This is a genomic window from Ruegeria sp. HKCCD7303 (assembly GCF_013111185.1).
In the GTDB taxonomy this organism is placed as follows: domain Bacteria; phylum Pseudomonadota; class Alphaproteobacteria; order Rhodobacterales; family Rhodobacteraceae; genus Ruegeria.
The window spans coordinates 420,336-442,765 of record NZ_WVRE01000003.1 but is presented as its reverse complement, the minus strand read 5'-3'; the positions used below and the strand labels follow the sequence as shown (position 1 = coordinate 442,765).

Sequence of the window (22,430 nt, the reverse complement as noted above, 5' to 3'; positions counted from 1 at the left end):
GACGCGGGCTCAGGTCATGGCTGGTCAGATCAGAAGCTTCGAACTTAAGTTTCTGAGCAGACTCATAGGACACATAAAGTTCCGGGATTGGACCGTAAGGCATAACCTTAGCGGGGCGTGAAACCGCCGCTGTTTTGACTCGCTTTTTCATCTTGCTTCTTTTCAGGCAGTTTCCGACACGCGGATGCGGTGCTTGTACAGGTGATTATAGTGAGGCTTCATCCGACGGTGCACACGGCGCACGCGTTCAGGGGCATCAGCCACTTCAACGTACTTTCGTTTTTGCGGTTTCAGACCGGTAGACTGGGCCAGGTTGGCATGAAAAGACCCACCGTCCCACCAACTATGCTCGGACGGGTCGCCACCAGCTTTCCAGGTCAGAGCCTCTTTGACGAAGGGGATGCCAACCGCATCGCAGAATGCCCGGGTCATGTCATGCGGGTTTTCCAGCAGGTCGTCACTGTCAACAACCGGAGGTTTTTTGCCGCCGTTCAAGGCTGTCAGCAGATCAAACAAAGCGCGCTGCTCGGGGAACCCGACCTCGAGCTCATCGAAATCCGGCCATTTGTTGTACATGGACGAAATCGTCTTGGCCGGGTCGCGGATCAGGAAGGCATGTGTGAAATGCGACAAGAATTCGGGGTCCCACATATGGTTGATATAATGTGGGAAATCCTTGATGAAGACCGGCCCTTTTGCGGCACGGGCTTTGATATCGTCCCACACACTTTCCAGGGTCAGGCCGGGGGTTGTGACTTCACCTTCCTGAAAACGCGGCCACATTGGGTCTTCACCCTGATACCAGGCTTCGCCAAATGGTTCATGCAGGCAATCCAGATCGCCACGTTGGCGCATCATCCATTCAAACGCGGTCGAGGTAGAGCGGGGAATCGCCCAGAGAGCTACAATCTTGTGCATTCGCTTCAGTCTTTCAGTGAGGAGAGCAGGCTGCCCTGCTGGGTTTCCGGAGCCAAGCCCAGGGTTTTGAAAATGCGCCAGTAAAGCGCGGTGTCATGGCCAATGACCGGCTTGCCAAGCCGTTTCTCCAGTTCGACTTCATAGTGAACCGGACGCTGGGCAATACCGTCGGACGGGCGGCGATAATTGCTCATCCCGTTGATCAGATAAGCATCGACATTGGGGGCCTTGTCAGCAGTATAATCGAAGGACTTGTAGATCAGCTCTTCTTCAAAACACCAAATGCAATCATCGACCGCTTCCTGGCTGTTGAACCAACCCTGATCAAAAAAGTTACCGGCCCAGACCACATCAAACCCGGCTTCTTTCAGGAACCCAACTGTGCCTTGATACCAAGTGTCCCTGTGATAGCAGGCGTTGAGCGCGACCTTTTCCACATTCTGATCACGCAGCGCTTCAACCATCGAATAGCCTGCCATGTGAAACGGTGTTTCGTACTTGTCGCTCAGCATTTCGATATGCTGACGGATACCTTCTACACCCAGACCACTGGCATGCACCCAATTTGAACCGACCTGCCCACAGACGTCCGCCCCATTGTTGGCCATGCATTCCATGAATTCTTCCAGCAGGCCGAAGTTCTTTTTGCGTTGATCCAGCCTGTGAGCATAGTCCGGCACATGAAGCATACGGCCGTGCACACCAACACTGCGCGGTGCCATGCGCAAGAAATCAGACGGGGCCGCGTCAAAGTCATGCGGAGGACAAGTAAAACCAACCTGATGCGGAAAGAGCTTGACCTTGGGGTTTTCCCACTTGGGTGGCTTTACGTAACTGTTCATCGCTCATCTGTTCCCTTGGAGAAACCTGGTAGAGAGTTAGAACTGTTTTGCTTTGCATTCCCATTGCTTTTTTGTGCTCATACTCATACCAAAATTGATATGATGTTCCACTTACGAAAATTGCCGCCCAAGAGCTCACTGATAACCCTTGAAGTGGTAGCGCGATTTCGGGACTTCGTCGTACCGCCTAAGAACTGAAAACACCGAAATCAGCAGTCAGCCGTCGTATTGATAATTTGAAATCCGATGTTGGGTCGCGTTCTTTTCGATCAGTACAGAATGCCAAGGATTTCGCGCGGCCGACAGACGCCTTGGGACCGCCGCTTCTGGAGCCCCAAATTGAGTTACAGTTGGATGGTTAGGGCTGGTTGGCAAAGCGCGCATTCTTTCAATGCCGGTTGGCCGATTTCGGAAGAATCCGATAGCTGCATCTATTTTCCGCAAGCCGCCGCGCATTGCGAAAGGTTAAGCTGGATCGGTGCCGTGTTGTTGACGCAATGTGTGGCCTACGTGACACCCACGTGCGCTCAAGAGGCGGGCAAGTCCGGATCGATGCCGTATCTGCTGATCATCATCTGAACACTGCTTTCGATCGTGTCCTCCATTTCAGCCTTGGTCAGCGTTCCGCCGGTAAACAACAAAGGCCAGAAGGCGCGTGCTTTGATCAGGCCGATAAACTCTTGCCCGGCCTGTTCGGGGTCGTCGATTCTCAGCTGCCCATCTTCAGCCGCATCTTTGAGCATGGCGATAAATGTAGCGGTCTTATCCAGTTTGCCCTGCGCCTCAGCCGCGAGCACAGGGTTGCGCAAGGTTTCGCTGATGACCATCCGCGCCATCGCAATGACATCCGGCAGCATTAGAATTCGTCCCTCGGCCCAAGCCAGCTCGGTGAGTTGCTCGCGAATATCGCGACCCTTTTCATACCGGATTTCCAGCACCTCGGCAAAACGGCTGGACAATTCGATCACGATAGACCGGAACAGATTTTCTTTACTTTCAAAATACTTGTACAGCGTACGCTTCGACACTTCGGCCCGCGCAGAAATGCGATCCATGCTTGCTGCGGCAAAACCCTTTTCCTGGAATTCGGCCACGGCAGCTTCGATGATCTGTGCGGACTTGGACGCATTCGGTGTGCTGCATTCATTCATACCCGAGCTATAGACCTATTGACGGGGGCCGGTCAAACCCTAGGTAAACGCAGGAGTTTACAGGCGCGAAGTATTGTGCCACATGTAAACCCGCCAGTTTACCGACTCGGGCAACAAGCCAACACGGAGACCCCCTCATGGCCATAAATCTGAAACTGAACGGCGAGACGCATACGGTCGAAGCCGAACCCGGCACCCCCTTGCTTTGGGTAATCAGGGATGAACTGAAACTGACCGGAACCAAATTCGGCTGCGGCGTTGCCTCTTGTGGCGCATGCACGGTGCATTTGAACGGAGAACCCGTCCGCTCGTGCCAGACGTATATCGAAGATGTCGAAGATGCCGAGATCACCACAATCGAAGCGATCGGTGCGGACAAGATCGGCTCGGCCGTCCAGCAAGCTTGGGTCGAGCTTGATGTCGTCCAATGTGGATACTGCCAGTCTGGTCAGGTCATGTCGGCCGTTGGCCTACTGTCTGAGAAACCCAAGCCCAGCGCCGAAGAGATCGACGAATACATGTACGGCAACGCCTGCCGCTGCGCGACCTACCAACGTATCCGCGCCGGTATCCAGCGTGCATCTGAAATTCTGGAGGCCTGATTCATGACTATCAACACTTCCCGCAGGGGGTTTCTGAAGGGTGCAGCTGCCGCAGGTGCGGTTCTGCTGGTTGGTGCGCGTCCCGATGGCGCGATTGCCGCAGCGTCGTCCGAGAACGTTCAGCTCAATCCGTTTGTGCGGATTGATGCCGACGGCACCGTGACTGCGATCGTGAAGCATTTTGAAATGGGTCAAGGCCCAGCGACCGGTCTGCCGACGATTATTGCGGAAGAAATCGGCCTGCGGATGGACCAGATCGAATATGACTTTGCACCGTCTAACCCACAAGTTTACGCCAACCTTGCATTTGGTCAGGCCCAGGGTACCGGCGGTTCGACCGCTATCGCCAACTCATGGCAGCAATACCGCCAGGCCGGTGCCGCTGCGCGTGAGATGCTGATCACAGCCGCCGCGCAAGCCTGGGGCGTGGACGCGTCGGGCGTGACGATCGATGAAGGTGTTGTGAAGGCGGGCAGCAACGAAGCTCCAATCGCCGAATTTGTGGCGGCGGCGTCGCAGCTCGAAGCTCCGGCAGAGCCGCGCCTGAAAGATCCGTCAGAGTTTCGTTTGATCGGCAACCCGGATGTGCGCCGCAAGGATTCAGCCATCAAGGGCAACGGTCAGGCGATCTATGGTATGGATTTGCATTTACCCAACCAGATGATCGCCATGATCAAACGCCCTGAGGCGCGCGGTGCCACTGTTACTGGCTTTGACGATAGTGTCGCGAAAGAGATTAAGGGCTTCATCAACGCTGCGACTCTGCCCAACAATGCGGGCGTCGCTGTCTACGCCGAAAACACTTGGGCTGCGATTCAGGCCCGTGATGCGCTTGAGGTCGAGTGGGACATATCCGCAGCCGAAACGCGCAATTCGGATGAGATCGAGGCCGAGATTCGTGCCGCTCTGGACGCCGAGCCACAGCACAATGTGAATAAAGCGGACATGGCAGCCGTTGCGAAGGCAGTCGACGGTGCGGACACGGTGATCGAAGAGACATTCTTCTTCCCGCTTCTGGCGCATGCCCCGATGGAGCCAATGAACTGCACCATCGAACAAACCGAAGATGGTGGCATCCTGCTGCACGACGCTGCGCAAATCCCCACGATCACCCATTTCGCCTTCGCCGAGATTTTCCGGCTTCCTCCGGAAAAAATCCAGATCAAGACACTGCTTGCAGGTGGGTCCTTCGGTCGCCGCGCCACTCCGGATGCGGATTATCAGGTCGAAGCCGCCTTGGCCTTTGTACTTACTGATCGGACGCGCCCGTTGAAACTGGTCTGGACTCGCGAAGATGACATCCGCGGTGGATACTACCGTCCTGCTTTCGGCCACAAGGTCCGTGTCGGACTGGACGGTCAGGGCAACGTTGTCGGCTGGCAGCATAAGGTTGCGGGACAGTCGATCATGAAAGGCACACCGTTTGAGTCTGTGCTGGTCCATGACGGCGTCGACCACAGCTCGGTCGAGGGTATCGCAGACAGTCCTTACGCCATCCCGGGCATGTCGCTGGGTTTGACCGACACGGCCAAGGCGACCTCGCTTTTGTGGTGGCGTTCGGTGGGTCACACCCATACGGCCTATGTCATGGAAACCATGATGGACAAAGCTGCCGAAGCAGCAGGGCGTGATCCGGTTGAATTCCGTCTGGCGCATCTGAACGATGCGACCAATGCCGACCAGGCCCGCAAGGCCGGCGTTCTGAAACTGGCTATCGAACAGGCGGGTTGGGGAAATGCACCGGCTGGTCATGCGCAGGGCATCGCGGTGCACAAGTCATTTGGTTCGTATGTTGCCGAGGTTGTCGAAGTGTCCGGCGACGTGGACAGCGGCATTCGCATCGAAAAGGTGACTTGTGCCGTCGATTGCGGAATCGCCGTAAATCCCGACGTGATCAAGGCGCAGATCGAAGGTGGTGTCGGTTACGGCATCGGCCACGTCATGCGCGATCAGATCACGCTCACCAGCGGTGCCGTGGATCAGACAAACTTCCCGGATTACGAGCCACTGCGGATCAGTGACATCCAGGCCATCGACGTGCACATCGTTCCTTCGGCTGAAGCACCGACCGGTGTGGGTGAGCCGGGCACGCCCCCATCCGCTCCGGCGCTGGCGAATGCGATCCGCGCCCTGACGGGCGTTAAGGTCACGACCCTGCCGATGGCGGAAAACGGCGTTACATTCGCCTGACCGAAAACTTTAGGGCTTCGGCGTTACTTGCGTCGACGCCCTTTTGCTTCCCGCACAATTTGATCAAATTTGATGACAAAGCAAATCCATTGAAGTACATCTCGGGGGAATAGCACCGACGGAGCCCCCAATGGACCTGAGCGCCCTGCACAATTTCCGAGTTGCCGCATGTGACCTGAACGGTCAGATGCGTGGCAAACGCGTCCCCGCTAATTATGCAGACAAGCTGGAAAAAGGTGCGGTGCGGATGCCGTTCTCGGCCTTGAACGTTGATCTGTGGGGTGCTGATATCGACGGCAGCCCTTTGGTCTTTGAAACAGGCGACGCCGATGGCGTGTTGCGCCCGACGGAACGTGGACCAGTGCCGGTTCCTTGGCTTGTAAATGAAACGGCGTTGGTTCCAATGAGCCTTTTTGACGACGATGGGACTCCGTTTGCCGGAGACCCGCGCCATGCCCTGGCCACCACGTTGGAGCGCTATGCACAGCGTGGCTGGTCGGTTTTGGCTGCAACCGAGCTAGAGTTCACTCTTGTTGATGCCTCTGGCCCGCAACCGCAGCCTCCGTTGAATCCAATCACCGGTCGCCGTCTTTCGCATGAGGCCGTTCTATCAGTTGCCGAAATGGACGCCTTCGAAGCGTTTTTCACTGACCTGTATGACGGTTGCGCCGACATGGGAATCCCGGCGCAGACTGCCATTTCAGAAAGCGGCGTGGGCCAGTTCGAGATAAACCTGAACCACCAAGACGCCATGCGCTGCGCTGACGATACGTGGCTTTTCAAGGCCTTGACGCGGGGGCTGGCCCGCAAACACGGGTTTGCGGCAACTTTCATGTCCAAGCCCTACGCCGAGGATGCAGGCAATGGGATGCATGTGCACTTCTCGGTCCTGGATCAAGACGGGCGTAACGTGTTTGACAATGGCGGGCCCGAAGGCACAGAGCTTCTGACGTCGGCCGTAGCGGGCTGTGTTGCGGCCATGCCTGGCAGCACATTGATCTTTGCGCCGCATGGAAATTCTTACACGCGACTTGTGCCGGGCGCACATGCGCCGACCGGAGCGTGCTGGGCCTACGAGAACAGAACCGCGGCCATTCGTATTCCGGGTGGCGCGCCGGCAGCACGTCGCATTGAACACCGTGTTGCTGGGGGCGACATCAATCCATACCTTATGCTGAGTGCGGTTCTGGGCGCAGCCCTAATAGGTATCGAAGACGGGCTGCAGCCCCCTGCCCCAATCACCGGAAACGCCTACGATCATCCGGACCTGCCGCAGTTGATGCCAGACTGGTCCACGGCAATAGACCGGTTTGAGGCAGATCCCCTGATCGCCCGCCTGTTCCCTGCCGATCTAATCCGGTACCTGGCAATGACCAAGCGGCAAGAGATTGCCCGATTTGAAAATATTCCTTCAGAGGCACACTGGCTGAGCTATCTTGAGGCGGTTTGACCCTCTTGCCGCCCTGCACGGACTCAGCTAGAATGAATTTGATCAAATTTGGTGTCACATGAAAATCGGCATACTACAAACCGGCCACACCCCAGATGTGCTGCAGGATGAATTTGGGGATTACGACGCTCTGTTCCCCAAACTTCTTGATGGCCACGGGTTTGATTTCGAAACATTTGCGGTTGTGGACAATGTCTTCCCAAACGGAGCCGATGACGCAGATGGTTGGGTCATCACCGGATCGCGCCATGGTGCGTATGACGACCTGCCTTGGATTGCACCGCTGGAAGCGTTGGTCCGAGAGATCCACCAAAGCGGCAGGCCGCTCATTGGCGTGTGTTTTGGCCACCAGATCATTGCGCAGGCCCTAGGTGGCAAGGTCGAGAAATTCTCGGGCGGGTGGGCCGTGGGGCGGACAGAGTATGACTATGATGGGGACAAGGTCTGGCTAAATGCCTGGCATCAGGATCAGGTTGTACAACTCCCTGATCAGGCTCGTGTTCTGGGACGGAATGCATTCTGCGAAAACGCGATGCTGGCCTATGGAGACACGATCTGGACAGTTCAGGCGCATCCAGAATTTTCTAACGGATTCGTTTCGGGCCTGATGCGGACACGCGGCAAAGGCGTGGTTCCCGATAACCTTATGCGAGCAGCCGCAAACCGTGAAACTGCACCCGATGACAATGCAAGAATCGCGCGCCAAATGGCCGAGTTTCTAAAGAAAGAGAGAGCCTGATGGCTGATTGGACTGATAAACTGCCGGACGCCGCCAAAGCGTATTTCCACGGACAGAGGCTGGACGAGGTTGAATGCATCATCTCGGACCTGCCTGGTATCGCACGGGGTAAGGCTGTGCCTGCTTCGAAGTTTGCAAAGCAGTCGTATTTCCACCTGCCCGACAGCATTTTCTACCAGACCATCACAGGTGGCTGGGGCGAGGCCGCGGGTGAAGATGGCTTTATCGAGCGGGATATGATCCTGAAACCCGATTTCTCGACCACCTCCGCTGCGCCCTGGACCGGAGACTGGACGCTACAGGTGATCCACGACGCTTATGACCGGGACTACAATCCTATACCGTACAGCCCGCGCAATGTTCTTAAGCGTGTTGTGCAACTCTATCACGACAAGGGATGGAAACCCGTTGTCGCGCCCGAGATGGAGTTTTTCTTGGTCGCGCCCAATGTCGACCCGGCACAGGGCATCAAGCCTATGATGGGTCGCTCTGGCCGCCCGGCGGCGGCACGACAGGCCTATTCCATGACAGCAGTGGACGAGTTTGGTCCGGTGATCGACGACATCTATGATTTCGCCGAACATCAGGGGTTCGAGATCGACGGCATCACGCAGGAAGGTGGAGCCGGACAGCTAGAGATCAATCTGCGTCACGGCAATCCGATCAAGCTGGCGGATGAGGTGTTTTACTTCAAACGCCTGATCCGTGAAGCTGCGTTGCGCCACAACTGCTTTGCGACTTTCATGGCCAAACCGATCGAGGAAGAGCCCGGATCGGCCATGCACATCCACCATTCGATCATCGACATGGAAACGGGAGAGAATCTCTTCTCCGGTCCGCAGGGCGGTGAGACGGACGCGTTCTACCACTTTATTGCAGGGTTACAGAACCATCTGCCCGCCGGCCTGGCCGTGATGGCGCCTTATGTGAACTCCTACCGACGCTATGTGAAAGACCATGCAGCGCCGATTAATCTGGAATGGGCCCGCGATAACCGCACAACCGGCATCCGCGTCCCGCTTTCTGGCCCCGCGGCGCGCCGTGTCGAAAACCGAATCGCCGGGATGGACTGCAACCCGTATCTGGGCATCGCATTGTCACTGGCCTGCGGCTATCTGGGCCTGGTCGAACAGGAGCGCCCCCGCCGCCAATTCTATGGCGACGCTTATGAAGGCGAAGGGGATATTCCTCAGGTCATGGGGGAAGCGCTGGATCTGTTTGACGAGGCTACGGCCCTGCATGAGGTCCTTGGGCCCGAATTTGCCCGCGTCTACGGCATCGTGAAACGCGCCGAGTACGAGGAGTTCCTGCAGGTCATCTCTCCGTGGGAACGCGAGCATCTGTTGATCAACGTCTGAGACACGCCGTGAACCTGCTTTATTCGAATGACCGCAAGGGCGAATACCCTGCCAGTTGGTACGCTGCGACTGCGAACCCGATGGATCGTTTTCCTGCTCTGTCAAAGGATACCAAAGCAGACGTATGCGTTGTAGGTGGTGGCTACACTGGCCTGTCAGCAGCGCTGCATCTGGCCGAAGCCGGGTTCGACGTCGTGTTACTCGAAGCCCATCGCGTCGGCTTCGGCGCGTCCGGTCGCAATGGTGGCCAATTGGGCAGTGCGCAACGGATGGATCAGGAAGATCTCGAACGCCTTGTTGGCGATGCAGATGCTACCAAGCTGTGGGATTTGGCCGAAGACGCCAAGGATCTGGTCAAGTCTCTGATCGCCAAACACCAAATCAACTGCGACTTGAAACCCGGAATTGCGGTTTTGGGCCTAAGCTCTTCAGAGCAAAAAGAGCTGCATGATCACGCCGGTCATCTGTCGGGACGGTATGGCTATGATCAGATTGAGCTATTGGATGAAAACGCAGGCCGCGCGCTCTGCCCGTCCCCGGCTTACAAAGGCGGCTATCTGGATATGGGCGCGGCGCACCTTCACCCCTTGAACTATGCCTTGGGGTTGGCGCGCGCGGCGGCGAAAGCGGGTGTGCGGATCTACGAAAACACCGAGGTCACCGGGATTGATGAAGCACGACCTGCGGTAGTCCATACCTCTAACGGGACCGTTCGGGCCGAGCATGTGATCCTGGCGTGTAACGGCTATCTGGGCGACCTCAATCGCTCTGTGGCTTCTCGGGTCATGCCCATCAACAACTTCATTGCCGCCACCGAACCACTAGGCAGCGATGCCGCACGTGTTTTGACACAGGATGTCGCGGTTGCTGATACCAAGTTCGTTGTGAACTATTTCCGCCTGAGTGCGGATGGTCGACTGTTGTTCGGGGGCGGCGAAAGCTATGGCTACCGTTTCCCTTCAGATATTGCCGCCAAGGTTCGCAAACCCATGACCGAGATTTTCCCGCATCTGCGCGATGTCAAAATCGATTATGCTTGGGGGGGAACGCTCGCAATCACCATGCGGCGAATGCCCTATCTTACCCGCGTGGCACCAAATATCCTGTCTGCCTCGGGCTATTCCGGTCATGGCGTCGGCACTGCGACACATGCCGGACAACTCATGGCCATGGCAATACAGGGACAGGCTGAAGGGTTCGATACAATGGCGCGTGTGCCTGCCCTGCCCTTTCCCGGCGGACCCGCCCTGCGCAACCCGCTGCTGGTACTTGCGATGACCTGGTTTGCACTGCGCGACCGTCTTGGGGTCTGATCCACTTAAACATTATGACAGATTGGTGAATTCTTGCCGCAGCGTGGAATGAGCGCTTGGCTTGCCACGTGAATAGCTTTATCTTTCCCAAAGATAGAATTCGGGAAAACCAAATATGACGCTTCCACCAAACGTTCATGACGCCGAACCCATCCCCGCAGCCGCCCGCGAAGCCATCGACGCCTTGATGCAATCAGGCGATCTGTTCCGCTATACCGCACCGCAAGATGCCCCGGTGGCCTTGCTGGAAGCCGAGTTCGCGGAATTGCTGGGCTCGAAATACGCTCTTGCGGTTTCTTCTTGCTCGGCCGCGCTGTTCCTGTCGCTCAAGGCGCTGGATTTGCCTCGCGACGCGCGCGTTCTGATCCCCGGCTTTACCTTCGCCGCAGTGCCCTCGTCCGTCGTGCACGCGGACTGCATTCCGGTTCTGTGCGAGGTGGGTGAAAACTATCGCATCGACATGGTAGATTTCGAGGCCAAGCTGGGCAACGCTCAAGCCGTGATCATCAGCCATATGCGCGGACATACGTCAGACATGGATGCCATCATGGACCTGTGCGACGCGCGCGACATCCCGGTGATCGAGGACGCAGCGCATTCGCTGGGCACCACGTGGCATGGCCGCAATATTGGCACCATTGGCAAGGTCGGCTGTTTCTCGTTCCAGTCTTACAAGATGATCAACGCAGGCGAAGGCGGCATACTGGTCACGGATGATGCTGATATGGTGGCCCGCGCCGTCATCATGTCTGGCGCGTATGAGCATAACTGGAAGAAGCACAAAACTCCGCACGGCGACAACTCGTCCGAGTTGGAAGAGGCCTTTGCCCGCTGGCAGAACAAACTGCCGCTGTATAACCTGCGTCTCAGCAATCTGAGCGCGGCGGTGATCCGTCCTCAGATCCCTGAACTTGCGCGCCGTGTTCGCGACGGCCTGGCAAATCACGACTATGTGGCCGAGCGCCTGAACACATCACCCTATATCGATGTTCCCGCACCGCTGGCACCTGAAAGGCGAGCGCCCGACTCGATCCAGTTCAATCTTGTTGGCATGGACGAGGCCGAGATTCGCGCCTTTGCCGCCGCATCCGAGGCACGTGGTGTGAAAGTGCAGGTCTTTGGTCTGAGCGAGGACAATGCCCGTGCATTCTGGAACTGGCAGTTCTTGCCCGAGAAATTCGAGCTTCCCCAAACCCGCGCCATGCTGATGAAAGCATGCGACGTGCGCCTTCCCGTGCGACTAACACGCGAAGAGCTGGATGTGATCGCGGATATTCTGCTGGCTTCTGTGGGCGAAGTGACCGGCCCGATGCCGGTCTATGGCACCTAAAAAAACAGGCCCGCTTAACTGCGGGCCTTTTCTTTTCGATTTCAGTTCAGCTTGGACAGCTTCTGCTGAAGCTCTGCCAGTTGTTTCTTGATGTCGTCCAGGTCCTCTTTCGGCTCGGCCTTTTCCTCTTCCGCGTCAGGCGAGGACCAGCCGCTGGACAAACCACCAGTCATGGCTTTCAGGAACGCTTGTTGCTGCGCTTGCAGCGCGTCGAAGCCCGGCATCTGCGACATCGGGTTCATGGCGCTCATATTCTCCATCATCTTGCTTTGGCTTTCACGAAGCATCTCGAACGAGCTTTGCAGGAATTGTGGCATCATACCCCCACCCGGCACCATATAGCTGCGGACCAGATCGTTCAGCACATTAACCGGCAGTACGTTTTCACCGCGGCTTTCATGTTCAGCAATGATTTGCAGAAGATATTGACGTGTCAGATCATCCCCGGTTTTCAGGTCGATGATCTGAACCTCGCGCCCATCACGGATAAACCCCGCAATATCTTCGAGCGTCACGTAATCGCTGGTCTCGGTGTTATACAGCCGACGGCTGGCATAGCGCTTGATCAGCAGCGGTTTTTCTTGGTCCGACACCGGGTACCCTCCCCAAGGATGATGCGTTGCAGCACAGGTTATGCGACTGCAGCACAAAAAGAAAGGGCAGGTCAATGGACCTGCCCAACGCGATTGCACCTTTAGGGAGGATAAGGTGCCTATCGCGGACGTTCTTACTTGGCCGCTGCGGCTTTCTTAGCAGCAGTGGTCACGTCGTTGGTTGCTTTCTTGACAGCAGCAGTTGCTTCTTCTGCAGCGTCTTTGCCAGCAGCCATCAGCAGCTCGACGGTTTCGGTCTGAACTTTTTTCGCGATTTCAGCGAAAGCAGCCAGGTTTTCAGCTGCGACTTCAGCCGACGCGCTTGCAAAATCGGTAGCCGCTTTTGCGTAGTCAGCAGGCTCTGTCTTTGCTTTCGACATCTCGGTCAGCTTGGCCAGGGTGTCCTTGGTCCATTTGTTCGAGATCTCGGCTGATTTCTCAGCAGCTTCCAGAGCAACGCCCGACAGCTTTTCGTTCAGCGAAGCGGTCGATTTGAATGCGTCTTCCATTGCGGTGGTGTCCACCGGGAATGCGCCCATCATGTCTTTCATGATCGCGCTAAAGTCTTGGGTCTTTGCCATTGTCCTAATCCTTTTAGCCGGTCCGGGCCCACCCCGGGCTTCATCAGCTTGAGGACAATATGATTGCTGCATCGCAGCATTGCAAGTTTTTTCTTGCTGCGATGCAGAAAAATTTAAGTTTCAAAATGAAATCAGGCGTTTGGATTTGCCAAAACATAGGTACCCGGAGCCGGAGCTAGGCTTGGGTATTCCGAATCGCCGGCAACGCGTGCGGGCACCTGTTTCCCGGACCGTTTCTTCAGCCATGCGTCCCACATCGGCCACCAGGACCCTTCATGAAAGTCTGCCTCCTTAAGCCAAGTGTCGGAATCCAGTTTCAGGTCTGGATTGGTGTAGTGTCCGTACTTCTTTTTGCTCGGAGGGTTCACGATGCCTGCGATATGGCCCGACTCGGAAACCACGAAAGTCTTCGAACGCGATCCCATTTTCTGAACGCCCCGGTAGCAGTCTTTCCAGGCAGCGATATGATCGGTTTCGCATGTAACGGCCATCAAAGGCACATCTACATCGCTGACGGACAGTTTGTGTCCCAACAGCTCAAAACCGTCTGTTGCGAACTCGTTACGCTGACACAGGCCGCGCAGATAATCGACGGCCATTTTCGCGGGAAGGTTCGCGCCATCGCCGTTCCAGTAGAGCAGATCAAAGGCCGGAGGCACCTCGCCCATCATGTAACTGCGAATGGCTGGTCCATAGATCAGGTCGCGTGACCGCAGGAACGACATCGTGCGCGCCATGATCCACGAGCGCAGCACGCCTTCCTTGTTCACCTCTTCCTCAATCCCGTCGATGAAGTCGTTTTGCAGGAAAGGCGTGAATTCACCCTGATCAGAAAAATCCGTCAATGCCGTGAACAGCGTGGCTGATTTGACCGACTTATCCCCGCGCTGCTTCATCAGCGAAAGAGTCAGGCTAAGAGTAGTGCCCGCGATGCAGTAGCCGACCGCGTTGACCTGTTTGACCTTGCAGATCTTCTTGGCAACGTCGATTGCCGTCAAAAAGCCGTCCTGAATGTAATCTTCCATGCCGGTTTCGGCATAGCTTTCATCCGGATTGACCCAGCTGACAACAAATAGGGTGTAGCCTTGCTCGGTGATCCACTTGATCATGCTGTTCTGTGCTTTGAGGTCCAGGATATAAAACTTGTTGATCCAGGGCGGGAACAGGACGATTGGTGTCTCGTAGACAGTGTCTGTCGCAGGCTTGTACTGAATCAGCTCCATCATCCGGTTGCGATAGACCACTTCACCCGGTGAGGTTGCCAGGTTTCCGCCGACCTCGAACGCATTTTCGTCCGCCAGCTTTACCACCAGTTCGCCATCGTTGGCTTCCAGGTCGGCAACAAGGTTCTCCAGCCCTTTGATCAACGATTGGCCTTCTGTCTCGACCGCTTTTTGCAAAGCATCCGGGTTCGTCGCCAGAAAATTGGTCGGCGCCATCATGTCGATGATCTGCTGCGAGAAATACTGCAAGCGCCGCTTGTCCTTGGTATCAAGATCGTCGACCGAAGCGACAGCTTGCGCAATAGCCTGGGCGTTGGTTTGGTATTGTTGACGGATCAAACGGAAATAGGGGTTGGTTTCCCACAAGGGGTTCGAGAAGCGCTTGTCTCCGGGGGAGGAGATTTCGTCATCCGCTTCGCCTTTTGTCAACGCACGCTGCGCTTCAGCAAAGTTCAGAACAGACTTTCCCCAGAATTCTATCTGCTGCTCCAACAGTTTGGCGGGATTTTGCCAAGCTTCGGCCCAATATGCCGTTGCTGCTCGTGCGAAAAGCTCTTGATTCGGGCCATCTAATGCAGGTGTGTGAGGCTTTTTAGTAGCCATGACCTCAATCAAACGCTTCGAGAGTTGCTCGACCTTTTCCATATTTTCTTTAAGGCGTTCAATGTGTTCGTCTGATACGTCTGGCATTTGGTCTTCACTTGTTGTCATTTTAACAATTCCCCCCTAACCTCGCTGCTATGCAGAATAACGTCGTGGGTGCTGGGGGGCAAAGCGACGAATGGTCCGAACTATCAGACTGACACTCAGGAGGCCCCATTTATGCGCTATATGATGACCTACGACCTTATGGAAACCATGCGCAACACCAACCAATGGCTTGGTGCCACAGCCAGCGCGATGGCCTCTTACCCGATGTTTTCCATGGTTCCCAACCCCGCTTTCAACTGGATGGCGGCCTGGGGCGAGGTGACAGAACGCACCTTCCAACGCATGGTTGTGAAGCCCGACTGGGGCATCCGCACTTTCACCTGCGAAGACGGCAAAGACCATCTGGTCGAAATTACAACGGTTCTGGAACGCCCGTTTGGCGATCTGGTCCATTTTCGCGTCAACGGCCGCGAAGAACAACCGCGCAAGGTGCTGCTTGTCGCCCCGATGTCGGGCCACTATGCAACGCTGCTGCGTTCGACTGTCAAAAGCCTTTTGGTCAATTGCGAAGTCTACATTACCGATTGGCATAATGCGCGCGATATTCCTGTGTCTGCGGGCAAGTTCGATGTCGAGGATTACACCCTATACCTTGTCGATTTTATGAAAGAACTGGGCCCAGACACGCATGTTGTTGCAGTATGTCAGCCTGCGCCTCTGACCCTTGCGGCCACAGCCTATTTGGCCGAAGTCGAACCAAAAGCCCAGCCCAGCACTCTAACCCTGATCGGTGGGCCGGTTGATCCGGATGCGACCCCAACCGATGTGACGGATTTTGGGCGGCGCGTGACAATGGGGCAGCTGGAAGAGACGATGATCCAGCGTGTTGGCTTCAAATACAAAGGCGTTGGCCGCATGGTCTATCCCGGCCTGTTGCAGCTGGCCTCTTTCATGTCCATGAACGCCGAACGGCACTCCAAGGCGTTTTCGGATCAGATTCAACGTGTCATTCGCGAGGAAGCCTCGGATTTGGATGCGCACAATCGCTTCTATGACGAATATCTGGCAGTCATGGACATGACCGCCGAGTTTTACCTGTCGACCGTCGAGCGCGTCTTCAAGAACCGCGAGATTGCCCGGAACGAGTTTGTCGTAGCTGGCCACAAGGTGGATATGTCCAAGATCACCAATGTTGCAGTGAAAACGGTCGAAGGGGCAAATGACGACATTTCGGCCCCTGGTCAGTGTATCGCCGCGCTTGATCTGTGCACCGGCCTGCCCGACAGCAAGAAGGCAAGCCATGTGGAACCCGGCGCAGGCCATTACGGCATATTCGCAGGCCGCAGTTGGCGTGACAACATCCGCCCGCTTGTGATTGATTTCATGAATGAAAACAGCCGCAAGACGCGCCGACGCGCCGCGAATACCAACAAAGTAGCCTGAGCGACATGAGCGAGCCTGCGCATAGCGGTCTCGCCTTTTCCTGTCGGTGCGGCAGTCTGCAGGGGCGCATATCGGCAAGGGGTGTCCGGCAAGGGACGCATGTCGAGTGTTTCTGCCACGATTGCCGGGCCGCGCAATTGTACTTCAAACAACCGGACCCCGCGCCCGGAGCCGTCGATATTCTGCAGATGGCGCCTGATGAAATTGAGATTTCCGCTGGCGGCCAATTCCTGGCGGTCATGAAGCTCAGCCCCAATGGCATGCTGCGATGGTATGCCAACTGCTGCAACACACCGCTGGCGACAACGCCACCAGGGGCATCACTTCCCTTTGCCGGTTTTCTGGTGCGCAGGATCACCGATGACATTTCTGATTTGGGTCCTGTCACAACCCGTGGATTTGTGCCTCGGCCCAATGGCAAACAAAAGCACGAAAAGATTAGGTTCGCCGCTTTCGGACTGATACGCCGTGTTGCGATTTCGCGTCTGTCTGGCCGTTGGAAGAATACACCGTTTTTCGACAGGAAAACCGGCGAACCCGTCGCGGCGCCCGTCGTGATATCCAAAGACGAACGTGCCGCACTTTATCCGTAATCGAAACGCTGTGGTGCACTCAGCCAGGTGTGCAAGGCTTCGTTGACCTGATCTGGCGCTTCCAGGGTCAAAAGGTGTCCCGCGTTTTCAAGAACAAGTATCTCAGCCTCTGGTATCAGATCGGCCATAAAGGAATGCCGTCGAACCGGTGTCAGAGTGTCATGCGTGCCGCACAGAACCAAGGTAGGAACCTTGATTTTCCGCAAAGCGGCCTGCTGATCCGAGCGGCGCTGCAATGCCCGCATCTGACGCACAAATACCTCAGAGCCCAGCCCCTCGGCCATCGTCAAAAGATCATTGAGAATGGGAATACGCTTCGGCCCCGGTGCCAGAGCGTCCGACCCCACAAGTTTGCGCATCACGTCTTCCAAACGCCCGCCTTGGGCCGCGATGATCAGATCTTCTCTACTGGCGGCTATTTGCGGTGTATCGGCCTGAGCGTCAGTCGCCATCAGACACAGGCGTGAAATTCGCTCCGGCGCTCTCCGGATCAATTCCAAAGCCACGACCCCACCCATGCTGAGTCCGGCCAGCGCGAAGCGATGCGGCAGTTGGTCCAATAACCCCGAAGCAATTTCTTCGATGCGCTCGCCACCAGAAATGGGCGCAACGGTCACCGCCCTCGTACGGGACAACAGCTCGATCTGCGGGCGAAACAGTCGGGCATCACACATCAATCCAGGCAAGAACACCAGCGGCTCGATCACGCAGGGGCCTCCATTTGCTCGGTTTTCCGAACTCTTTGCTTTTTCTTCAGGATGGAAGGTTTGCCACGGCCGGGCAAGGGAAACTTTACGGATAGGCGATGGCCCGAAATGCGGGAAAATCCACGTAACGCCTCTGGCGCTCGAATTTGTCTTCACCGGGTTCGGCACCCGGCTTTAGCAAGCATCCGCGCGGGGCAATGTAGCTGTCAATCCTGCGCATTGGTTTGGGCCGCCACACAAGATTGAACGCGCAAAGTTTCGGAAAGAACCAAATCTCGGAATAGTTCAGGTGATCATGCATCCACCACGCTAAATCCCGCCAGTCTCGCCCCTGTCCGTATTGATCCGCAAACCAGGGGATGACGATTGACGCTCCGGCGATCCGCGCATCGCCTTCGCCGCGATCCCAGATATGGCATTCCAACGGATTGTCATTGCGGGCGCAATTTAGCCGGTTTTCATTGCCGAACTGGTTTAGCGACGGCGACCTGTACCCTGACCGCACGGCAATGCGGCCAAAGGTTTCCTCTAACGGGTCCAGCAGGGTTTCGCAAAACGCACACCCTGTTTCAATCGCCAGATCCGGGTTGTCAGGGATGTTCTGTTGCTGGTGAAAATTGCCAATCTCGGAATACAGAAAGTCACGCATGAAGAAGTGCCGGGACAAGCGGACGCGACCCAATGTCTCGAGGCTCCACATGCTTCCCGGTTTTCGCATTCTATCTCCTTACCTCTGATCTGGCTTCACTGAACCCCAAGCTCTTTCAACCACTCCAGGATACCCGTGACGGCGGCATCGGTCTGCCCCGGTGACATCAGCCGCCCTGCGATGACATGTGACGCGGGATCGTCCCCCGGCCCCATCTTGACCAACTCGACCGTTGCAGGAGCACCCCAGGCCTCGGCGACCTTATGTGTCCTGTCGGGGCGCACAACCTGATCGTCGTCCGAGAACCAGAACAACGCAGGTACCAATGCCTGCGAGAAATCCAGTGCATAAACCGTATCCACCAGAACGGACATCGGTACGACGGCTTCCCAGGGATAGACAGCGGACCAATACTTGTTCTTTTCTGGATCCGGCCCTGATACATCCCTTTCTTGCCCCATAAGCAACGGCAGCCAATGCCGCGCCCAAGGCAATGTCGGCACCCATGCCGCCGCGGTGTTAACCCCGAAATTCGGGGATACAAAAACCATCCCGACCACATTCTGACTAAGGTCGGCGTCCAGCGCCACCGCCGCCGCCAATGTGCCGCCGGTCGAGGTCGAGATGACGATGACCTTTTCCCCAACAGCGCGCGCCGCAGCCAGACCTTCGGCTGTGTCCTGCATCCAGCCCGTTGCCGTGCCTTCCGCCATGGCGGGCCCATCGCGGCCGTGGCCTTGCAATCGCGTGTAAACAAGATTTGCTCCAAGTGCGTCAGCCACCAGATCTGGAACGGGCCGGATTTCTTCGGAACTGGCTGAAAATCCGTGGATGTATAGAACAGAATAAGGTGTGCGTTGTTCTTTGAAACCGTCCTGCCAGATCACACGTTTTTCGACGCCCGGAACGATATCATCAAACGACGCCTCGGTGCTTTCAAAATAGACCTGCACCCCTTCGCCAAATTTGCGGGACTCAAAGCTTGGATTCAGGTCGACATCCTCTCGCGGTCCGAACCAAAAGATCAGACCCCCGACGACAATCAGTGCCAGAAGAATCCGCCCCAGAACCCAACCAAAGCGCCGCATTAGTTAGCTCCCAACACATCTAAAACCGCGTTTTCGATCAACCCCAGACAAGGCCCGTCCGAAAAGCGGTGGTCTGCGTCCTTGACCAGCAGCAAGCGCATGTCCGGCCCGGTCGCGTGATCCAGCAACCGCACCGCAGTTTCCGTCGACACCGCCGTGTCCGCTGTTCCCTGTAGGAAACGCACCGGAAAGGGCAGATAAAGCGGGTCTCTAAGGACCAATCGCCGCCGTCCGTCCTCGATCATTCGTTTGGTAATGATGTAGGGCTCCATGTAGTCCGAGGGCAGTTCGACATGACCAACGCTGTCTAAAGCGGCTTTTTGTTCATCGCTGAATGCCGCCCAATACCCGTCCTCGGTAAAATCCGGCGCGGCGGCGATTGTGACCATGCCCGCAATTCGATCTGGCAGCGTCTTGGCCAGCAACAATGCCTGCCATCCGCCCATCGAAGACCCTACGACGACCAGGGGCCCGTCGGTCAGCGCCGCCACCGCCGAAACGGCGTCCTCATGCCAATCGCCGATACAGCCATCGGTAAATACCCCCGAGCTTTCACCGTGCCCGGAGTAATCAAACCGCAAAAACGCCTGTCCCCGCGCCTGCGCCCAGGCCTCCAGATGCACGGCCTTGGTGCCCTCCATATCAGACTTCAGACCGCCCAGGAAAACGATGGTCGGTCCCGCGCCCTCGCTTTTGTGATAGGCCAACCGACGGCCCTGCGCCGTCTCCAGAAAACTTGTCGTTACCATGAAATCCTCTTTCCTTTCGCAGCATCATGCACGCCACGTACCCAAGTGCAATTCCCGGATCCCTCTTCATCTGGCTCTAAATACCTCGGGGTGCGCGAGGGGCTGGCCCCTCGCTCCTGCCCTTGACACCAGCCCCCCTACCTGCCAAATCGACCCAACACACATAACCCGCAACCGGGCGTTCAGTGGGCGCCAAACCGACGAGGAGAGCCGAACCATGGCCTTGGATTCAAAATCCGTCTCACTCACCTTCCCCGATGGCAATGCACGATCTTATGACGCAGGCATCACGCCCGCGCAGGTGGCAGCCGATATCTCGACCTCGCTGGCCAAAAAGGCTATCTCGGCCACCGTTGACGGCCACCACTGGGACCTGCAATGGCCCATCGAAGCCGACGCGCAGATCGCAATCCACACCATGAAGGATGAAGATCAGGCCAATGAGCTGATCCGCCACGATCTGGCCCATATCATGGCGCGCGCCGTTCAGGAAATCTGGCCAGCCACCAAAGTCACCATCGGCCCCGTCATCGAAAATGGCTGGTACTATGATTTTGACCGGGCCGAGCCGTTCACGCCCGAAGATCTCGGCCTGATCGAGAAAAAGATGAAAGAGATCATCAACAAGCGCGACCCCGTGACCACCGAGGTTTGGGACCGTGACCGCGCGATCGAATTTTATAAGGCCAATAATGAGCCTTATAAGGTCGAATTGATCGAATCCATCCCGGGCGACGAACCGCTGCGCATGTACTGGCATGGTCACTGGCAGGATCTCTGCCGAGGTCCACACCTGCAGCACACCGGTCAAGTGCCGGGCGACGCGTTCAAGCTGATGTCCATCGCTGGTGCCTATTGGCGTGGCGACAGTGACCGCGCGATGTTGCAGCGCATCTATGGCGTGGCCTTCACCGGCAAAGAAAAGCTAAAAGCCCACCTGCACATGTTGGAAGAGGCTGCCAAACGCGACCACCGCAAGCTTGGTCGTGAAATGGACCTGTTCCACATGCAGGAAGAGGCCCCCGGGCAGATTTTCTGGCATCCCAACGGTTGGACCATCTACACGCAATTGCAGGACTACATGCGCCGCCAGCAACGCAAGGGCGGCTATGTCGAGGTCAACACCCCTCAGGTCGTTGACCGCAAACTGTGGGAAGCCTCGGGTCACTGGGACAAATATCAGGAAAACATGTTCATCGTCGAAGTGGACGAAGAACATGCACGTGAAAAGGCTATCAATGCCCTGAAACCGATGAACTGTCCGTGTCACGTGCAGATTTTCAATCAGGGTTTGAAATCCTATCGTGACCTGCCTCTGCGGATGGCAGAATTCGGATCATGCAACCGTTATGAGCCCTCGGGTGCCCTGCACGGTATCATGCGCGTGCGCGGCTTTACGCAGGATGATGGTCACATCTTCTGCACCGAAGATCAGATTGAATCCGAAACTGCCGAGTTCATTCGTTTCTTGTCCGGGATTTATAAAGACTTCGGATTCGAAAACTTCTCGGTCAAATTCTCGGATCGACCGGAAAAACGCTCTGGATCGGATGAGGTGTGGGACAAGGCCGAAGCTGCTTTGCTCAGCGCAACACGTGCCGCAGGGATCGAACCTGAACTCAACCCCGGAGAAGGAGCGTTTTACGGTCCGAAGCTCGAATTTGTTCTGACCGACGCAATCGGCCGGGATTGGCAATGCGGGACGCATCAGGTGGACTTTGTTCTGCCCGAACGTCTGGACGCCACCTATATCGGAGCGGACGGCGGCAAACATCGCCCTGTGATGCTGCACCGGGCAACTTTGGGTTCATTCGAACGCTTCATCGGCATTCTGATCGAGGAACACGCAGGCAAGCTGCCCTTCTGGCTGGCCCCACGTCAGGTCGTTGTCGCCTCGATCACTTCCGAGGCCGACGCCTATGTTGCCGAAGTTGTTGAAACCTTGCGCGCTGCAGGTGTCCGTGCTGAGGCCGATATTCGCAACGAAAAGATCAACTACAAGGTCCGCGAGCACTCAGTCGGTAAAGTGCCCGTGATTCTGGCCGTTGGTCACCGCGAGGTTGAAGAACGCACTGTCAGCGTCCGGCGTCTGGGTGAAAAACAGACGCAGGTTCAACCGCTTGATGTTGTAACAAATGAGCTGTCGCAGGCATCTACCCCCCCGGATCAGCTGTAACATTCAGCGGTATATCTCTGGCAATCCGGCCCCTGAAACAGGGCCGGATTGTAACATTTCACCCTTTCTTCATCAAAAACAATG

General features: G+C 56.4%; 20 protein-coding genes. 10 read left to right on the top strand and 10 right to left on the bottom strand.

All coding sequences use genetic code 11. From position 1 onward, the window contains the following. Nucleotides 1–162: 162 nt before the first annotated feature. The 3 genes from GS630_RS11795 to GS630_RS11785 form a co-directional block, all read right to left on the bottom strand. Entirely contained in the window at nt 163–918 is a 756-nt protein-coding gene (locus GS630_RS11795) for a sulfotransferase family protein (protein WP_171177312.1), read from the bottom strand. A 5-nt stretch (nt 919–923) separates the two neighbouring features. Then, on the bottom strand, nt 924–1,760 hold the full coding sequence (locus GS630_RS11790) for a hypothetical protein (protein WP_171177314.1): 837 nt from the start codon (nt 1,758–1,760) through the stop codon (nt 924–926). A 527-nt stretch (nt 1,761–2,287) separates the two neighbouring features. Continuing rightward, the gene (locus tag GS630_RS11785; RefSeq protein WP_171239091.1) at nt 2,288–2,911 is read right to left on the bottom strand and encodes a TetR/AcrR family transcriptional regulator; all 624 of its coding nucleotides are present in this window, start codon (nt 2,909–2,911) and stop codon (nt 2,288–2,290) included. Between the two features lie 137 nt (nt 2,912–3,048). On the opposite strand from GS630_RS11785, the gene GS630_RS11780 reads away from it, so the two are divergent. From GS630_RS11780 to GS630_RS11750, 7 genes are all read left to right on the top strand, one after another. Further along, the gene (locus tag GS630_RS11780; RefSeq protein ID WP_171619824.1) at nt 3,049–3,513 is read left to right on the top strand and encodes a (2Fe-2S)-binding protein; all 465 of its coding nucleotides are present in this window, start codon (nt 3,049–3,051) and stop codon (nt 3,511–3,513) included. 3 nt (nt 3,514–3,516) lie between these two features. Then, complete coding sequence (locus tag GS630_RS11775) at nt 3,517–5,703, top strand: xanthine dehydrogenase family protein molybdopterin-binding subunit (RefSeq protein ID WP_171619822.1); 2,187 nt, start codon at nt 3,517–3,519, stop codon at nt 5,701–5,703. A 130-nt stretch (nt 5,704–5,833) separates the two neighbouring features. Then, nucleotides 5,834–7,153 carry a glutamine synthetase family protein gene (locus GS630_RS11770; RefSeq protein WP_171177322.1) on the top strand — a complete coding sequence of 440 codons (1,320 nt, stop codon included), beginning with the start codon at nt 5,834–5,836 and terminating at the stop codon, nt 7,151–7,153. Between the two features lie 58 nt (nt 7,154–7,211). After that, entirely contained in the window at nt 7,212–7,892 is a 681-nt protein-coding gene (locus GS630_RS11765; protein WP_171177324.1) for a type 1 glutamine amidotransferase, read from the top strand. Further along, nucleotides 7,892–9,250 (top strand): glutamine synthetase family protein, encoded by a 1,359-nt coding sequence (locus tag GS630_RS11760; protein WP_171177326.1) that lies wholly within the window; start codon nt 7,892–7,894, stop codon nt 9,248–9,250. Before GS630_RS11765 ends, GS630_RS11760 begins: the two co-directional genes overlap by 1 nt. 8 nt (nt 9,251–9,258) lie before the next feature. Beyond that, a complete protein-coding gene (locus GS630_RS11755) occupies nt 9,259–10,563 on the top strand; it encodes an FAD-dependent oxidoreductase (protein WP_171619820.1) in 1,305 nt (434 codons plus the stop codon). A gap of 115 nt (nt 10,564–10,678) precedes the next feature. Continuing rightward, a complete protein-coding gene (locus tag GS630_RS11750; RefSeq protein ID WP_171239086.1) occupies nt 10,679–11,893 on the top strand; it encodes a DegT/DnrJ/EryC1/StrS aminotransferase family protein in 1,215 nt (404 codons plus the stop codon). Nucleotides 11,894–11,934: 41 nt separating this feature from the next. Here GS630_RS11750 and phaR read toward each other — a convergent pair whose 3' ends face one another. The 3 genes from phaR to GS630_RS11735 form a co-directional block, all read right to left on the bottom strand. Next, nucleotides 11,935–12,486, bottom strand: coding sequence for a polyhydroxyalkanoate synthesis repressor PhaR (gene phaR, locus GS630_RS11745; protein WP_171177332.1), 552 nt, complete (start codon nt 12,484–12,486; stop codon nt 11,935–11,937). A gap of 134 nt (nt 12,487–12,620) precedes the next feature. Then, nucleotides 12,621–13,067 (bottom strand): phasin family protein, encoded by a 447-nt coding sequence (locus GS630_RS11740; RefSeq protein ID WP_171177334.1) that lies wholly within the window; start codon nt 13,065–13,067, stop codon nt 12,621–12,623. 131 nt (nt 13,068–13,198) lie between these two features. Then, a complete protein-coding gene (locus GS630_RS11735) occupies nt 13,199–15,001 on the bottom strand; it encodes an alpha/beta hydrolase (RefSeq protein ID WP_171236785.1) in 1,803 nt (600 codons plus the stop codon). 111 nt (nt 15,002–15,112) lie between these two features. Between GS630_RS11735 and phaZ the strand changes: the two genes are divergently transcribed. Further along, nucleotides 15,113–16,384: a polyhydroxyalkanoate depolymerase gene (gene phaZ, locus GS630_RS11730; protein WP_171177338.1), complete on the top strand. Its 1,272-nt coding sequence runs from the start codon at nt 15,113–15,115 to the stop codon at nt 16,382–16,384. A 5-nt stretch (nt 16,385–16,389) separates the two neighbouring features. After that, nucleotides 16,390–16,977, top strand: a complete 588-nt coding sequence (locus tag GS630_RS11725; protein ID WP_171619816.1) for a DUF6151 family protein — start codon at nt 16,390–16,392, stop codon at nt 16,975–16,977. Here the strand turns inward: GS630_RS11725 and GS630_RS11720 are convergent. The 4 genes from GS630_RS11720 to GS630_RS11705 form a co-directional block, all read right to left on the bottom strand. Continuing rightward, on the bottom strand, nt 16,968–17,684 hold the full coding sequence (locus GS630_RS11720) for an alpha/beta fold hydrolase (protein WP_171177343.1): 717 nt from the start codon (nt 17,682–17,684) through the stop codon (nt 16,968–16,970). The two genes, GS630_RS11725 and GS630_RS11720, sit on opposite strands and share 10 nt — an antisense overlap. 85 nt (nt 17,685–17,769) lie before the next feature. Further along, entirely contained in the window at nt 17,770–18,384 is a 615-nt protein-coding gene (locus GS630_RS11715) for a hypothetical protein (RefSeq protein WP_171620142.1), read from the bottom strand. 44 nt (nt 18,385–18,428) lie between these two features. Next, the gene (locus GS630_RS11710) at nt 18,429–19,421 is read right to left on the bottom strand and encodes a carboxylesterase (protein WP_171239082.1); all 993 of its coding nucleotides are present in this window, start codon (nt 19,419–19,421) and stop codon (nt 18,429–18,431) included. Then, nucleotides 19,421–20,170, bottom strand: a complete 750-nt coding sequence (locus GS630_RS11705; RefSeq protein ID WP_171619813.1) for a carboxylesterase — start codon at nt 20,168–20,170, stop codon at nt 19,421–19,423. Before GS630_RS11705 ends, GS630_RS11710 begins: the two co-directional genes overlap by 1 nt. A 217-nt stretch (nt 20,171–20,387) precedes the next feature. Here GS630_RS11705 and thrS point away from each other — a divergent pair, with 217 nt between their 5' ends. Beyond that, entirely contained in the window at nt 20,388–22,346 is a 1,959-nt protein-coding gene (thrS, locus tag GS630_RS11700) for a threonine--tRNA ligase (RefSeq protein ID WP_171619811.1), read from the top strand. The last annotated feature ends 84 nt before the right edge of the window (nt 22,347–22,430 follow it).

Bases quoted from the DNA above. Each gene is read 5' to 3' on its own strand.
- GS630_RS11715 (WP_171620142.1), bottom strand. From the start codon at position 18,384: ATGTGGAGCCTCGAGACATTGGGTCGCGTCCGCTTGTCCCGGCACTTC.
- thrS (WP_171619811.1), top strand. From the start codon at position 20,388: ATGGCCTTGGATTCAAAATCCGTCTCACTCACCTTCCCCGATGGCAAT.
- GS630_RS11790 (WP_171177314.1), bottom strand. From the start codon at position 1,760: ATGAACAGTTACGTAAAGCCACCCAAGTGGGAAAACCCCAAGGTCAAG.
- GS630_RS11705 (WP_171619813.1), bottom strand. From the start codon at position 20,170: ATGGTAACGACAAGTTTTCTGGAGACGGCGCAGGGCCGTCGGTTGGCC.
- GS630_RS11750 (WP_171239086.1), top strand. From the start codon at position 10,679: ATGACGCTTCCACCAAACGTTCATGACGCCGAACCCATCCCCGCAGCC.
- GS630_RS11760 (WP_171177326.1), top strand. From the start codon at position 7,892: ATGGCTGATTGGACTGATAAACTGCCGGACGCCGCCAAAGCGTATTTC.
- GS630_RS11780 (WP_171619824.1), top strand. From the start codon at position 3,049: ATGGCCATAAATCTGAAACTGAACGGCGAGACGCATACGGTCGAAGCC.
- GS630_RS11795 (WP_171177312.1), bottom strand. From the start codon at position 918: ATGCACAAGATTGTAGCTCTCTGGGCGATTCCCCGCTCTACCTCGACC.
- GS630_RS11710 (WP_171239082.1), bottom strand. From the start codon at position 19,421: ATGCGGCGCTTTGGTTGGGTTCTGGGGCGGATTCTTCTGGCACTGATT.
- GS630_RS11775 (WP_171619822.1), top strand. From the start codon at position 3,517: ATGACTATCAACACTTCCCGCAGGGGGTTTCTGAAGGGTGCAGCTGCC.
- GS630_RS11770 (WP_171177322.1), top strand. From the start codon at position 5,834: ATGGACCTGAGCGCCCTGCACAATTTCCGAGTTGCCGCATGTGACCTG.
- GS630_RS11735 (WP_171236785.1), bottom strand. From the start codon at position 15,001: ATGACAACAAGTGAAGACCAAATGCCAGACGTATCAGACGAACACATT.
- GS630_RS11725 (WP_171619816.1), top strand. From the start codon at position 16,390: ATGAGCGAGCCTGCGCATAGCGGTCTCGCCTTTTCCTGTCGGTGCGGC.
- GS630_RS11765 (WP_171177324.1), top strand. From the start codon at position 7,212: ATGAAAATCGGCATACTACAAACCGGCCACACCCCAGATGTGCTGCAG.
- GS630_RS11785 (WP_171239091.1), bottom strand. From the start codon at position 2,911: ATGAATGAATGCAGCACACCGAATGCGTCCAAGTCCGCACAGATCATC.
- phaZ (WP_171177338.1), top strand. From the start codon at position 15,113: ATGCGCTATATGATGACCTACGACCTTATGGAAACCATGCGCAACACC.
- GS630_RS11740 (WP_171177334.1), bottom strand. From the start codon at position 13,067: ATGGCAAAGACCCAAGACTTTAGCGCGATCATGAAAGACATGATGGGC.